Origin of the sequence: Paenibacillus sp. CH40 (assembly GCF_024213605.1) — a bacterium.
In the GTDB taxonomy this organism is placed as follows: domain Bacteria; phylum Bacillota; class Bacilli; order Paenibacillales; family Paenibacillaceae; genus Paenibacillus; species Paenibacillus polymyxa_B.
The window spans coordinates 243,347-257,026 of sequence record NZ_JANAVQ010000005.1 but is presented as its reverse complement, the minus strand read 5'-3'; the positions used below and the strand labels follow the sequence as shown (position 1 = coordinate 257,026).

General features: G+C 48.4%; 14 protein-coding genes. 4 read left to right on the top strand and 10 right to left on the bottom strand.

Annotation, left to right across the window (positions count from 1 at the left end; genetic code table 11):
* The first annotated feature begins 27 nt into the window (after positions 1-27).
* A complete protein-coding gene (locus tag NLX73_RS17140) occupies positions 28-465 on the top strand; it encodes a GNAT family N-acetyltransferase (protein WP_250260547.1) in 438 nt (145 codons plus the stop codon).
* 144 nt (positions 466-609) lie between these two features.
* On the opposite strand, the gene NLX73_RS17135 is transcribed toward NLX73_RS17140, so the two are convergent.
* The 5 genes from NLX73_RS17135 to NLX73_RS17115 form a co-directional block, all read right to left on the bottom strand.
* On the bottom strand, positions 610-1,401 hold the full coding sequence (locus NLX73_RS17135) for an SDR family NAD(P)-dependent oxidoreductase (protein WP_254326789.1): 792 nt from the start codon (positions 1,399-1,401) through the stop codon (positions 610-612).
* Between the two features lie 105 nt (positions 1,402-1,506).
* Positions 1,507-2,145 carry a TetR/AcrR family transcriptional regulator gene (locus NLX73_RS17130; protein ID WP_061828860.1) on the bottom strand — a complete coding sequence of 213 codons (639 nt, stop codon included), beginning with the start codon at positions 2,143-2,145 and terminating at the stop codon, positions 1,507-1,509.
* A gap of 220 nt (positions 2,146-2,365) precedes the next feature.
* A complete protein-coding gene (locus NLX73_RS17125; protein WP_254326788.1) occupies positions 2,366-3,001 on the bottom strand; it encodes an NAD(P)-dependent oxidoreductase in 636 nt (211 codons plus the stop codon).
* Between the two features lie 75 nt (positions 3,002-3,076).
* Positions 3,077-4,087 carry an MBL fold metallo-hydrolase gene (locus NLX73_RS17120; protein ID WP_254326787.1) on the bottom strand — a complete coding sequence of 337 codons (1,011 nt, stop codon included), beginning with the start codon at positions 4,085-4,087 and terminating at the stop codon, positions 3,077-3,079.
* A gap of 22 nt (positions 4,088-4,109) precedes the next feature.
* Positions 4,110-4,895 carry a class I SAM-dependent methyltransferase gene (locus NLX73_RS17115; RefSeq protein ID WP_254326786.1) on the bottom strand — a complete coding sequence of 262 codons (786 nt, stop codon included), beginning with the start codon at positions 4,893-4,895 and terminating at the stop codon, positions 4,110-4,112.
* Positions 4,896-5,238: 343 nt separating this feature from the next.
* Between NLX73_RS17115 and NLX73_RS17110 the strand changes: the two genes are divergently transcribed.
* Positions 5,239-6,117: a DUF72 domain-containing protein gene (locus tag NLX73_RS17110; RefSeq protein WP_254326785.1), complete on the top strand. Its 879-nt coding sequence runs from the start codon at positions 5,239-5,241 to the stop codon at positions 6,115-6,117.
* On the opposite strand, the gene NLX73_RS17105 is transcribed toward NLX73_RS17110, so the two are convergent.
* From NLX73_RS17105 to NLX73_RS17085, 5 genes are read right to left on the bottom strand one after another with little or no spacing between them, the layout of a single operon-like run.
* The gene (locus NLX73_RS17105) at positions 6,109-7,224 is read right to left on the bottom strand and encodes a tetratricopeptide repeat-containing glycosyltransferase family 2 protein (RefSeq protein WP_254326784.1); all 1,116 of its coding nucleotides are present in this window, start codon (positions 7,222-7,224) and stop codon (positions 6,109-6,111) included. The genes NLX73_RS17110 and NLX73_RS17105 overlap by 9 nt on opposite strands.
* The gene (locus NLX73_RS17100) at positions 7,221-8,096 is read right to left on the bottom strand and encodes a class I SAM-dependent methyltransferase (RefSeq protein ID WP_254326843.1); all 876 of its coding nucleotides are present in this window, start codon (positions 8,094-8,096) and stop codon (positions 7,221-7,223) included. Before NLX73_RS17100 ends, NLX73_RS17105 begins: the two co-directional genes overlap by 4 nt.
* Positions 8,089-9,438: a nucleotide sugar dehydrogenase gene (locus NLX73_RS17095; protein WP_235308530.1), complete on the bottom strand. Its 1,350-nt coding sequence runs from the start codon at positions 9,436-9,438 to the stop codon at positions 8,089-8,091. Before NLX73_RS17095 ends, NLX73_RS17100 begins: the two co-directional genes overlap by 8 nt.
* Positions 9,439-9,440: 2 nt before the next feature.
* On the bottom strand, positions 9,441-10,421 hold the full coding sequence (locus NLX73_RS17090) for a polysaccharide biosynthesis protein (protein ID WP_039272612.1): 981 nt from the start codon (positions 10,419-10,421) through the stop codon (positions 9,441-9,443).
* Between the two features lie 19 nt (positions 10,422-10,440).
* Positions 10,441-11,148 carry a glycosyltransferase family A protein gene (locus NLX73_RS17085; RefSeq protein ID WP_254326783.1) on the bottom strand — a complete coding sequence of 236 codons (708 nt, stop codon included), beginning with the start codon at positions 11,146-11,148 and terminating at the stop codon, positions 10,441-10,443.
* Positions 11,149-11,364: 216 nt separating this feature from the next.
* Here NLX73_RS17085 and NLX73_RS17080 point away from each other — a divergent pair, with 216 nt between their 5' ends.
* Both NLX73_RS17080 and NLX73_RS17075 read left to right on the top strand, forming a co-directional pair.
* A complete protein-coding gene (locus NLX73_RS17080; protein ID WP_254326782.1) occupies positions 11,365-12,078 on the top strand; it encodes a GT-D fold domain-containing glycosyltransferase in 714 nt (237 codons plus the stop codon).
* A 261-nt stretch (positions 12,079-12,339) separates the two neighbouring features.
* Positions 12,340-13,467, top strand: a complete 1,128-nt coding sequence (locus tag NLX73_RS17075) for an SGNH/GDSL hydrolase family protein (RefSeq protein WP_254326781.1) — start codon at positions 12,340-12,342, stop codon at positions 13,465-13,467.
* The last annotated feature ends 213 nt before the right edge of the window (positions 13,468-13,680 follow it).

Sequence of the window (13,680 nt, the reverse complement as noted above, 5' to 3'; positions counted from 1 at the left end):
ATATACAGGGTTAGAGGAGAACTAGACATGGCAAACGTAACTGAAGGATATACATTCCGTACGATGCAGGCTGACGATTATGATCAGGCTATTGAGCTTTGGAATGGCTTAGACGGATTGGGATTAAGCGAGGCCGACTCACCGGAGCGGATTGCACGCTTTTTACAACGGAACGAAGGACTTAGCTTTGTCTGTGAGTACAACGGAAACATTATAGGCACGATTTTAGCGGGTCACGATTCTCGCAGGGGGTTTTTGTATCATCTGGGTGTAGCCACAGCACATCGTGGTCAAGGGATCGCGCCCAGACTGGTGGATAAGGCGTTATCTGCTTTGCTGAGAGAAGGCATTGATAAATGTCATCTGTTTGTAATGGAGCATAACGCAGGGGGTCAACGCTTCTGGTCAGCTAACGGCTGGGAGAAACGGGATGGAATTTTACTATATTCCCGAGGGCTTGAATAGGGTCTAAGTGCTTGATCTATACAAATAGGAACGCCGGGTCTGATTCAAGTCGAGTTAGAAACGATCAGACCCGGTGCATAAAACTCACAACATATTGATTTAGCAATCCTGACATTTCAAGCCCAGATTACCTTCATTCATAAATTACAATCCATTTTTTGGACGCAGTGCACGTTCTACAATTCCCAGCGTGGATTGACGAGAGAATAACCGGGACACCTGAGCTACCCAATAGTTCTGGCGACCGGAAATGATGTGACTACGCCCCTTTTCAAATGCTCTCAACGCGTTCTTCACAACGGTTTGGGGAGTTTCCCTAATTCCAACTGACGCTTCACTTGCGCCAACAATATCAAAAAAAGGCGTTTCTGTTGAGCCTGGACAAAGGGCCAGAACTTTAAGCCCCCGTTTCCGATTTTCGGCCCATAGCGCTTCAGTAAAAGAAAGCACAAATGCTTTGGTTGCTCCATACACCGCCATATAAGGATCGGGCTGAAATGCAGCTGTGGAAGAAACATTGATTAATCCACCATCCCGCTTACGCAATAAATCAGGCATAAATGCATGTGTGATGTCGACTAAAGCAGCCACATTGAGCATCACTTCCTCATGCTGTCGTTCTCCTGAAACCTGCTCAAAGTATCCATAGGTGGCAAAACCGGCGTTGTTAATCAAGAGATCTACCTTTAGTTGTTGCTTTTGAACCTCCTGATGCAATGTTTGGGGTGCTCCTGGTGTGGAAAGATCCATCGCAATCACCGTTGCTTTTACGTTATATTTAGCTGAAAGTTCTTTAGCCAGCGTCTCTAATTTGGTTTCATTGCGTGCTACCAAAATGAGATTACATTTCTTAGCTGCGAGCGAATAGGCAAAGGCCTCGCCAATCCCTGATGAAGCCCCTGTGATCAGAGCTGTTTTGTTTGCGTACATAAACATGATGATAACCTCCATAGTATCATAGTTTTATTTTAGAAACACTGTTACCGCTACTCTATAATGAACTGAAGTCATCTACTATGACGACCTCAGTACACTTCATATTTACGATGGGGATGAGGATGTTTTAAATGCTACGAGCGTATTCTTCAGTGTAAATGTATACACTCCTTGAGCCATATCTACATCTGAAAAATGACCTGCAAACTGAAGATGTATGACTCCATGTAAAGCAGACCACAGCATTCGGACAACCAACAGCGGATCTTCCTCTTTCAGTGCCCCTATCTCCATAGCATGTGTGACGGTGTGCAGAATTCGTGACAATGCCGTTGTGGTACCCTCCAAGCTCTGTTCATCCGGCTTGAAATCAGATAATGCACCGCCAAACATCATTTTGTAATAGGCTGAATGAAGCTGCGCAAATTCCCAGTACGCCCAGCATAGAGCTTCAAGATCAGCGAGTACGCTTTCGGTAACAGGTACTTGCTGGAAGGATTCAGCCAATAACCGACATCCATCCAGGTACATCTCATTGGCAAGACCATCCTTACTGCCAAAAATACTGTAAATGATCTTGGTAGAACAGCTTAATTTCTGCGCAACTCGCCGCACCGTCACGGCCTCTGGCCCTTCTTCCGCAAGAAGGATGCATGCCGCATCGATGACATTTTTACGTAACAATTGCTGCTGCTGTAGTTTCACTTCCGAATAGGTTTTATAGGGATGCGATGGCTCGGACATGATTCAATACACTTCCTTTTGCTTATTAAAAACTGTTGCTTGATGCTACTATAATAAATTAAAGATCTACACAAGATTTCAGGAAACAGTGTTTCCGTTAAGAACCATAGTATTCTAAGCCTGAGTGTTTGTCAAATGAAAAAAAGAACGCAATGAGTAGGTACACTTACCGCGCTCTGGTTGAATGCTTAAAAATGAAGCTTTGTTTGGCGTTCCATGATTAGTAGGCAATGCCTACCCGTGTACGGATAAATTCGTAACTCTTGCATTGACGATAGGTAAAATCAGCCGTATCCGCGGTGGTAATTTGTGAGCCACCTTCAGGCAAAAAATCTTTTTCCACGCGATAAATCCCTGTCCGCTCTCCATCTGGCAAATAGGTTGGACATACGATTGTCCAGTCTAGTGCTGATTCACGCAGCAATTCGTACACTCGCCGATGTTCCTCAGCCGCACGAGTGCTGCGTCGCCGGGTCTCGGAGGACTCGTACCGATACAGGTCCGGTTCGGTCCGGCTTTGTAAAATCCCTGCCGTTCCTACCGTAATGAGCCGGGAAATGGACTGCTCCTGCATGAGCCGGATCAGCAGGGCTATATTAGCGGATAAGGTAGTCGTTCCATCCGTATTCAGCGCACTGATCACGGTCGTCGCCCCACCCTTCAGCGCTTGTGCTACGTCCTCTGCATTAGTGGCATCGCCTTGTACGATTTGCAGCTGATTCCCGTATCCGGGTGCGTAATCCTCCAGCTTGTCCGGTGAACGAACAAGGACCGTAACGGCATGTCCGTCCGCTAATGCATAATCTAATATGTACCGTCCTACGCGTCCGGTAGCTCCCAGCAGCAGCAAATTCATAAAATCCTCTTTTCTGGCATGCATGCCGCTTGTCATGTTGCTTCGTCATGTCACTTGTTGGTTAACTTTCCGCGACTATTGACGGCAAAGGGGATAGAAGCGCGTGATTGAGTCCGTCTCGCTCATAGAGGCCCGTTCACGGCGCACCAGTTCCACCAGATGAGCCAGCGTCTCGGACATGGCAAACCTTAGCTGGTGAATACCCAGCTTGCCACCGAACATGGCAATGCACAGCTCATAGGCTGTGCTGCCCTCCGGTTGGATCAGCTGCTGGAATTTCTCCAGCCGTTCTTCATGATGCGCCAGCAACGCTTGCGTCCGCTCCCGAAAATAACCAAACGGATTGCGGTGCCCCGGATATGCCCACGCTACCTCCAGCTCGCCTAGACGCTGCAAGCCGTCTACATAAGACTTCAACGGCTGGGCATCACTGTCTGGCAGCAGACTGATATTAGGAGAAATCTGCGGCAAAACTGCGTCACCGCAGAGGATAACGCCGCTATTCGGGTCATATAAGGACACATGTCCGGGCGCATGTCCTCCTGTCTCGACGGGAAGCCAACTGCGTTCACCCCATTCCAGACGAGCGTCCATTCCGGTAGGAATAACGGTAATTTCAGGCTGTGGATTCACTTGCAAATATGCCTGCCGCATATGTAATTCCAAGGCCGACACTTGCTCCAAAGGAAAGCCATGCTGGACAAAGAAGCTGGGAAGCCTGTTCTCCATAGCGACCGTCGATTCTGGAGCGTCCCACATCATCATCGCTTCCTTATGGCTTCGAGCTGACATATGTACACGAGCCTGACTTTGCTGCTGCATCCAGCCCGCCAATCCGTAATGATCGGGGTGATGATGAGTCACCACAATGTCAGAGATATCCCCAAAGGACATCCCCAGCTGTTGGAAGACATGCGCCCATTCTGCCTCAGTGTCCATATTGCGCGGCCCCGGGTCTACAATCGTAAAACCGTGCTGTCCCTTGAGCACATAGCTATTCACCCAGCGCAGCGGAAAGGACATGGATATTTTGACCTGAAAGCCTCCGTCTATTCGCTCACACGGTGTAAGCTCTGGCAATTTCATGGCTTCCATCCGCCTTTCTGTTTCAAGCCCGCACGCCGACAAAAATCATTCGAGGCGAAGCATCTTCAATATATTGATCTTCATTATAGCTTCCGTGTACCTGCTCTACAGATAGTCCGGCTTGCTCTAGCAATCCACGAAACTTTTCATATGGATATAGCTTCACTCGTTCATGATACACGCGCGCAGGTTCTCCCTCAGTAGGAGTCGTGCCCAGAGCAGAGGCTACCTCAGTGCCCGCAACGGATGCAGCTGACCGAATCGCAATTTGTTTTTTCACAAAGCCATCTTCAATGACCCGACGCTCCTCAATCCAATTCCCTTCATCCTCCCGTGACGAATGCGGTACCAAATGAGCGGTTACATAAGCAGGGTTCAAATAATCTATGATAAAGCGTCCTCCCGGCTTCAACAGCCGATATATTTCCTTTAGTACTTTAAGCTGCTCCTCATCCTTTTCAAAATAACCGAAGGAGGTGAACAAATTCATCACCGCGTCATAGCTTTCATCCAGCGGCACCTCTCTCATATCCCCTTGATGCCAATTTACCCGCCCTTCGGAATCAGCTGCACGAGCCTCTCTCAGCAGCACATTGGAAAGGTCTACACCTGTCACCTTATAACCTGCATCTGCGAGCGCAAGCGAATGACGGCCCATCCCACAGCATAAATCCAATACGCTGGAGCCTTGCGGTAATTTGAGCCAGGAGATCATTTTTTGCACTTCCTGATAGGCTCCCTGAAAGTCGCGATGCTTGTATACCAATAAATAATCTTCCCCAAAGCTTTGCTCGTACCATTCTGCCATATCGTTTCTCCTCCATGAACTCATTTCGCTCTATTACATACTATATTAGCTTTTTCAAACTGGAAACTCAAAAGCATTACGAATAAGGGTTTTACAAAAAATCCTGAACAACAAACATGTTACAATAATCGTTATTTGAATCCATTTCATAATACCTTCAGTAGCTTTAATAAAGAGTACATATAGATCAAAATGGTTTAATCATTTATGAAATGGATTCATTTGAGCTTAAATATTCATAGGAACTTCATACCAACTTCATGTGATTCACCCCATTTTATCATTAAAATGATTCATGGGAATGCCTTTAGAAGGATTCATAAGAGAAAGGAGCGGGGAAGTTATGATTCAAATTGGACTTACGGGTTGGGGCGATCATGATGACTTGTATCCAACCGGCACCAAAGCTAACCAAAAACTAAGCGTCTATGGAAGCCATTTTCCGGTAGTAGAGATGGATAGTTCTTTCTATGCGGTGCAGCCCACAGATCGTATGGCACGCTGGGCGGCGGAAACCCCTGACTCTTTTTCATTTCTCGTCAAAGCCTATCAAGGCATGACTGGACATACCCGCGGCAAGCAGCCTTACTTCAAAACAATAGATGCCATGTACGAAGCACTGCATGCATCTATACAACCTCTTCGCGAAGCGGGCAAGCTCAAAGCCGTGCTGTTTCAGTACCCACCCTGGTTCGACTGTACACGTGAGAATGTCGCTGTACTGCGAGACACGAAAAAAAGGATGGGAGAGGTCCCATCCGTACTTGAATTCAGACATCAAAGCTGGTTCACACCCGATTTTCGGAAACAAACGCTGGCATTCATGCGTGAAGAAGGCTGGATACACAGCGTATGCGACGAGCCGCAGGCGGGACCGGGGTCGGTTCCCATTGTGCCGTTGGCTACAGACGGCAATCTGACAATCGTACGTCTCCACGGACGGAACATATCGGGCTGGAATCAAAGCTCCGCACCTAATTGGCGGGAGGTTCGTTATCTGTATCGGTACAATGCACAAGAGTTGACCGAATGGAGAGACAGATTGCTGGAGCTGGAGCAGCAAAGCCGTGAGGTGTGTGTTATTTTCAATAACAATTCAGGTGGAGACGCCGCTGCTAACGCCAAGCAGCTCATGACCATGCTTGGCATGGACCCTAAACCTTTTCCCCTTCGCAAGCCACCCGAAGAGGATAACGGACCGGAACAGCTTGAACTATTTTGAGGAACGGGCTGAGGGTGGGGAGTTGGAAATAGCCTCCTTGAGCTTGCGTGCATTATCCAGTAAATGCGGGTCGTCGGGCAAATAGCGTAAAGCGGTTTGGTTATGCTCATACGAAGCGTCCAGCTGACCTATATGGGCATAGCAATGGCTAAGCCGCACATGAGGTAACCAGGAGTAGCATGGTAGTGGAACAGGTCGCATACCCGGAAGGTGATGCTGTTGCTCCAATGCCTTTTCATACCAGTATGCGGCGGTGGTCCATTCGTTTCGTGTGAAAAACCAATCACCGATCATGCAGCACAAGTCTGCTTGCGGCACACTGTATCGAAAGGAGCGTAACAGACTATCCAGCTGTTGCTCCGGCTTCCCGAGGTGAAGATAGCATTCCGCCGACCGCGCACAAGCGGTAATCCGATCCTCACGGTAGCCGCTCGGCTCCTCCAACAGATGGTTGAACGCCTCTGCCGCCTCGGCATATTCTTTACGGTCAAAACATTCATTGGCGTGCAAATACAGCAGACGCCCCTCCAGCTTGCCGCTTTCGCTGATCCACCGGGCGAGAATACGTTGGTTACGGAGCGTGTGATCTTGCATTCGGCGGTGAGTTACTGCCACATCCGAATGCACGATTTGTCCCTGAGGTATCACCAGATCCTCATGCAGACGCCCTTCCCAGCGGTATTGTCGTTCACGCTTCACGAGACGGATACGGCGTGAGGTGAACAACAGTTCACCCTGCTCCCCCTCTGCCAAATGAAGTGGCATTACCACTGCGTCGATATCCTTAGACAAACGCTGCTTCAAGGCACGCAGGCGCTCACGGTCCGGCTCCAGCAGCACATCGTCCGCATCCAGCCACATGATGTAGGAACACGTCGCCTTGTCAAACGATTCATTACGTGCGGCTGCAAAATCATCCCTCCATTCAAACGTATATAGCCGATCCGTATAGCGGGATGCTATCGTCTTCGTCTGATCCGTCGATCCCGTGTCCACAATGATAATTTCATCCATCAGGTCTGCGACCGAATCCAGACAGCGGGCCAGTGTCTGCTCCTCATTTTTTACGATCATACACAAGCTGATAGTCATTGGATACTTAGTCATGACTTCACGTCATCCCCTTTACCTTTGGCTGACTCTGCCGTCGTTTTTCCGGTAGACTCGCCATCAGTATATGCACCTCTCCTTTCAGCCTGCGTCTTGTCTAGCTGTTCGACACGTGCATACCTGTGCAACGGCAAAAGTTGTTCCTCCATATGCCGGATTCGCTGTACCGCCTTATCGAGTGCGGCCTTTCGCTGATTCATTTTGCGAACATGCTGCTGCTCCACCAGTCGAAATTGCTCCTCGTCCAGTTTCATCCACTCATTCAGATGCTCTACCCCTGGTTTGGCCTCACGCAGTTCTTTCGACTTCTTGCGTCCGGCAAAGCACAAATATTTGTGATGCACCTCCAGCGCTTGTTCATCAAAATAAGGATACAACACACGGGAGAGGCTCCCGGCATAGTAAGTCCGCTTGTGATCATGAAACGGATGGTATCCATAAGGTACAGACAAGACAAGCGTTCCCTTTTTATTCAACAAGCGATAAGCATGAGCCAGTAGGGTGTCAGGATGCGCAAAATGTTCCAAAATCTCCCCTAAAATAATGGTGTCAAATCCACCGGGAGGACGCTCGAATTGTGAAATGTCCTTTAACTGAAAGTGGACTCTTCCCCGGACGGGTGCGGATTCCTGGCGAAGTTCTTTTTTTGCATAAGAAATGCTGCCCTCTTCCAAATCAATGGCCGTTACCTTAAATCCTTCCCGCCCAAGCAAAATGGACGTTATGCCCTGACTGCACCCAACATCCAGCACAGTATGGCCCTGTGCATGGCGGCAAATCCAGTGAATTCTATTGCGGGTGGCTTCATGGGACTCTTCCGAATTGATTTGCCCGTAATAACGTTCATTTACCTGATCACGGTTAGCCAACAGCGGCGCCCCCTCCATCACCGGGATGCCCCAAGATGACGACATGTCCACCTGTACAATGTGCAGTCGCATTACGTGTATCGAAGACCAGCGGGGCATGGTCGACCAGCTGTTGGTAATCCACCACAGAATGGTCTGTCGTGATGACTACGATATCTGCACTTTCCCATAACTGGGCATTTGCCGTTCGAGAGGAGATTGCTTCACCGTTCAGTTTAAAGCTCGATACATATGGGTCAGTGAAGCTCACCGAAGCTCCCATTTTTATTAGATGTTCAAACAGGACAAGAGCTGGGGATTCCCGAACATCATCAATGTCCTTTTTGTAGGCCACACCTGCCAGAATAATTTTGGCTTTGTTTATGGCTTTACCTTTCTGAGCGAGCATGGCTTCAATTCGCTCCGCGATATACAGCGGCATACGCCGGTTCATGCGATCTGCCAAGTCCACGAATTCCAGTGGAAAACCATGCTGCTCGGATTTCCATGACAAGTATAGCGGATCAACCGGGATACAGTGCCCCCCGATCCCAGGTCCCGGATAAAAAGGCATATAACCGAATGGCTTGGTTGCCGCCGCATCCAGTACCTCCCATATATTGATGCCAATTTTCTCACAGGCGGCTGTCAGCTCATTAACCATTCCAATGTTGACGCTGCGGAATGTATTCTCGAACAACTTGGCGGCTTCCGCCACGGTTGTCGAGCTGACTGGTACAATCTGGTCCAAAAAGGACCCATAAAAACCTACTCCCGCTGCCAGACAATCCGGTGTGCAACCGCCGATCACCTTGGGTGTGTTGCGAATGTTAAAATGAACGCTGCCCGGATCAACACGCTCCGGTGAAAAGCACACATAAAAATCCTTACCTACTGTCCAGCCCCTGCGCTGCTCTATCACCGGCCGAATCAGTTCCTCGGTCGTTCCGGGATAGGTGGTGCTTTCCAGAATCAACAGTGTTTGTCTACGCAAATGAGGTATGGCCTGATCAATAGCCGTTTCAATATAGGACGTATCCGGCTGGTGTCCGTCCGTCAGCGGCGTAGGCACGCAGATCACAACGACATCCGCATGCTCCAGCACCTTGATATCCGTAACCGGATGCAATTGCTGCCCGATCAGACCTTCCAATGCATCATCGCCAATGTCTATGATGTACGACTTTCCTTGAAGGAGCTTGGCTACTTTGACGGGATCGGAATCCACACCATATACATCATAACCAGCCTTTGCCATTTCCACTGCCATGGGCAGCCCTACATAACCGAGGCCGATTACCGCAACCTTTACAGTTCCTTTAGTTATTTTTTCCATAAGCTGCAAAATACCCACCTCTTTCATCGTTACTCCATGCCTCTCAATAGCTCAGCAATTCCAGCGCGGTTCATCAACTCATCGTCCGAGCGATATTGATCGAAGCTCACTCGTTCCAATCCACCATATTGGCTCAGTAAGCGTTCGTCTGCTTGCTGGGGAAGAATAACAAAATAACGATCATCATAGCGATACGTGTGCGGCACCTCATAGGGCGAAATCAGCACCTCATGCAGCTTTTCTCCACCACGTATACCAATCTCCTTCACTTTCAACGCAGGCTGCCCCGCCTGTTCTTTCATCACTTCTGCCAGATCTGCAATATTGCAGCCCTTCATTTTCATCACAAGTGTCTCTCCCCCAATCGCCGTGACAGAAGCCTTCAGCAGCAAGCCAATCGCCTCTCCGAGCGTGAGGAAAAAGCGTGTCATATCTGGACTCGTCAGCGTTAAATCCTGCCCTTCCGCGATCTGGCGCTTGAACAGGGGCACGACACTTCCACTCGTCCCCAACACGTTGCCGCCACGAATACACACAAAGCGAGTACGCTCACTTAAAGTGTTGGCGCGGATCATCAGTCTTTCACCTATCGCCTTCGTCATGCCATATACATTCACCGGGTCTACCGCCTTGTCTGTAGAGACATCAATTACCTTGGCGACTCCCTGTTCAATACTGGCCCGGATCACATTTTCCGTACCGTGTACGTTCGTCTTAAAAGCCTCTTCCGGCTGTCTCTCACACACGGGGACATGCTTTAATGCCGCCAAATGGAATACATAGTCCACTCCGCGACATGCCTCCTGCAATGCCTGAAGATCTCGAATATCTCCAATCATGAAATTCAGGCGAGGATCAGATTGAAATTGCCGCTGCATGGCAATCTGTGCAAATTCACCGCGTGAGAAAATACGAATTTCCGCCGGTCCCTCCTTTAGCAATTCAGCCGTTAGGCGTTGCCCCCAAGATCCTGTTCCTCCGGTCACCAGCAGTTTTTTTCCTTTGAACAATATAATCTCCTCCTGACCGTTATGAATTGGCAATGCCTGTTCCCAGAAATTCAGCCAGCACAGCATTCATTTCATTCTCTGACAGCCGATCCTTCGCCGGCACTTTTTTCACCGAAGTATTTGCGGCGTGAATGACGTTCACATAGTTGCGAAGTGGAATGACCTCATGTGGCAGCTCTGTTACATATCCGTGCGTGCCCTTCCCAGGAATAACGACACGGTAATCATTTAGAAAATCCTCTACTTGATAGCGAAACACATAAAAGGAAGGTGAACGGTGAAACACCGGTGCCATCTGCCCCTCAACCGCATCCCACAGGTAACCCATCTGGTTCACCAGCGCAACTGTCTCCGGTTGAAACTTGTAATCATGCAACTGTTGTACAAATGACTGGTGATACAAATCGTCGGAATCTATTCGAGCAATGAGCAGTTCGTCCGCGCCTTCGATATACGTATTAATACGGCGTTTACTTTCGATGCTCGTACCAAACCGGATGTGGTCGGGAATGGGCTCATGTTTGGCCAGCTCCTCTTCCACGATGTCACTGCATCCGCCCGCCAGCTTGACGACAGATAGGAAATCCGCATTTGTCTGACTGAGTAAACTACGCAGCGTAAAGGTTCTGAATATATCCAGTCGCTCGCTGATCCACTCACGTGTCAAACGGTTGGGATTCATCCCATAGTTATTAAAATTAATTTCAATCACAATCTTGCGCTTCATTGATCTTCCTCCCTTTCAACCGTCTTCTCTCAAGTTATGAAGACGCTCCTGAAACGGCACGTACAGATGCAACGAATCTTGTAAAAATAGGTAGAATCCAAAAAGAATAGCCGTTCATACAAAAACCTTTTCACTTTCGACATATGATAGAATACAAAGTTTTTTACTCCATCTGAAAAGTTGAATTAAGCAGGAACGACAGGGAGGAAACATGATATGACTAATCCGAAGTATCTGGAGATTGACGAGGTACTGAAACATTTGAAGCTAGCACTCGATCAGCACCAGCCCTTTTCTCTCATTCGTATTGGGGATGGTGAAAATTTGGTGTTGTCGCAGGACACCGTCTGGCCGATGGAAAAGGTATTACAGGAACGTTGGGCGGTCAAAGCCAATCTCGGTCAAAAGGGACTGTTTCTACCGAATACGGAACTACGGGACGCGGTGGCTGAGGCAGTGAGCAAAGCCAGCATTGCTGGCATTTTGCCATATGATGACGAATCTATTAAAGCACCATCCTATATGAAGCGGGAGCTGACCGATCAGGTTTTTGCTCACTATGCTCTTTCCCCCGCGCTGACCTGCCATGCCTGCCTGAATCGGTATTTGGCTGAGACACCCGCTTTCTGGGACATGCTGAAAAATCGACGCATTCTGCTGGTCACCCGGACGGCCGTTGAAGTGAAGCCTGTTCTTGAGGCCGAACCATACGGGCTGCATATCGCATACACGCTGGCATTTCATCAATATGAACAAATGCCTGAAACACTCCAATGGATCGCAGCACACAAAGATGACTTTGACATTGCGCTGTTCTCTTGTGGTGTCAATGCAGTCGTGTTAGCACAAAAAACCGCAGAATTAACTGGCAAAGTAGGCATAGACTTCGGCAAGGCGATTAATATCGTCATGTTCGGCAAAGCTAACTAATGGATAAAAATAATACTTGAGAAAAAATCAACTTAGCAAGTAATCTTTGCTCCGTATATCAAAGAAGCACCAGCAAATTTCAATTTGGCTGGTGCTTCTTTGATATCATATGTTGTTCTAAAGTCCGTGATCGAGAAGAATAATCCATATAAAACCTTGGACCCTTGCTTGTTTAGAAATAGAATTTGAGATTCCCTGTCACTTCTTTTACAATATTACAGAAACTAGCATTCATTTAGATATCATGAGGAGGATGTCGAAATGTCACATAACAAGAGATTGAAGACATACCCACTTACAAAAGCAAAGCATGTAAAGGTTCATGGCCGAACTACGCAAACACGCACACCTCTTACTCTGTTTTGGACAGGCAGTGGCATTGAATTGAATATCAAAGGCTCAGAGCTGTGGATTGAAATTGAGGCCGATTACCAGGTGTATGAACCCTGGATCAGTATTGTCATCAATGGTGTTCCGATGAGTCGCCTGATGGGGACCGCAGGACGGCATTGGATCTGTCTTTTGAGAGGATTGAACCCTGACACGGTCAAAAATGTCCGTATAGTCAAGGATGTCCAGCCTATGAGTTCGGACTCGCGCTGCTTGTTGCAAATCCATGCCCTGAAGGTGGACGGGGAATTGCTGCCAGTCACTGATAAGCCCTTCAAGGTGGAATTTATCGGTGACAGCATTACCTCGGGAGAAGGAACGATTGGAGCGAAGGAGGAGACAGACTGGGTTCCCATGCTGTTCACAGCACTACGCAATTATACAGCCATAACAGCCGAAGCACTGAATGCGGACTACCGAGTGTTATCACAAAGCGGATGGGGTGTCCTAACAAGCTGGGATAATAATCCGCACGCGAACATACCAGCGTATTATGAGCAGGTGTGTGGTGTGCTGACCGGTGAGAGAAATGAAGCATTAGGGGCATTTTCAGATCATGATTTTACCTCATGGCAGCCGGACGTGGTCGTAGTGAATTTGGGGACTAATGACGGGGGAGCCTTTTATTCACCTGCATGGACGGACCCAGCAAGCGGGAAAGTGTACAAGCAACGCTTGAACGAGGACGGCACATTCAATGAAGAAGATTTACAAGCTTTTGAAAGCGCTGTCGAATATTTTCTTGTTAAGCTTCGGACCTGCAATCCTGCTGCCCATATTGTGTGGGCCTATGGGATGCTGGGTACTCCGATGATGCCCTCAATCTACCGAGCGGTAGACGCGTACAAGAAAAGAACGAGAGATCGGAATGTGTCCGTATTCCAACTGCCTAACACGACGGAAGAAACGATAGGATCTCGCAGCCATCCCGGGCTCTCCGCCCATGCCAAAGCAGCAGATGAGTTGACAGTGTATTTGCGAGAGATCTTAAAAAATTAGAATTCGAGAAGCACAATCAACTCTGTAGAACACGCTCATAAAGGAAATTACAACAACTAGGTCATTTGTGCTCTAGGTGTTGTTGAGAATTATAGCCACGAGTCTGCAGCAGATGTCTGTCTATGCTCGTGGCTAGTTAAGCTTGGGCGCAGCGGCCTATCCTAGGAGAACCACGAACAGGCAGCGAGCATTTACTAAAAAAATATTCACCTG

Excerpts from the sequence above, each read along its gene's own strand:
- NLX73_RS17140 (WP_250260547.1), top strand. The coding sequence starts at position 28 with ATGGCAAACGTAACTGAAGGATATACATTCCGTACGATGCAGGCTGAC.
- NLX73_RS17135 (WP_254326789.1), bottom strand. The coding sequence starts at position 1,401 with ATGTTTATGTACGCAAACAAAACAGCTCTGATCACAGGGGCTTCATCA.
- NLX73_RS17130 (WP_061828860.1), bottom strand. The coding sequence starts at position 2,145 with ATGTCCGAGCCATCGCATCCCTATAAAACCTATTCGGAAGTGAAACTA.
- NLX73_RS17125 (WP_254326788.1), bottom strand. The coding sequence starts at position 3,001 with ATGAATTTGCTGCTGCTGGGAGCTACCGGACGCGTAGGACGGTACATA.
- NLX73_RS17120 (WP_254326787.1), bottom strand. The coding sequence starts at position 4,087 with ATGAAATTGCCAGAGCTTACACCGTGTGAGCGAATAGACGGAGGCTTT.
- NLX73_RS17115 (WP_254326786.1), bottom strand. The coding sequence starts at position 4,895 with ATGGCAGAATGGTACGAGCAAAGCTTTGGGGAAGATTATTTATTGGTA.
- NLX73_RS17110 (WP_254326785.1), top strand. The coding sequence starts at position 5,239 with ATGATTCAAATTGGACTTACGGGTTGGGGCGATCATGATGACTTGTAT.
- NLX73_RS17105 (WP_254326784.1), bottom strand. The coding sequence starts at position 7,224 with ATGACTAAGTATCCAATGACTATCAGCTTGTGTATGATCGTAAAAAAT.
- NLX73_RS17095 (WP_235308530.1), bottom strand. The coding sequence starts at position 9,438 with ATGAAAGAGGTGGGTATTTTGCAGCTTATGGAAAAAATAACTAAAGGA.
- NLX73_RS17085 (WP_254326783.1), bottom strand. The coding sequence starts at position 11,148 with ATGAAGCGCAAGATTGTGATTGAAATTAATTTTAATAACTATGGGATG.
- NLX73_RS17080 (WP_254326782.1), top strand. The coding sequence starts at position 11,365 with ATGACTAATCCGAAGTATCTGGAGATTGACGAGGTACTGAAACATTTG.
- NLX73_RS17075 (WP_254326781.1), top strand. The coding sequence starts at position 12,340 with ATGTCACATAACAAGAGATTGAAGACATACCCACTTACAAAAGCAAAG.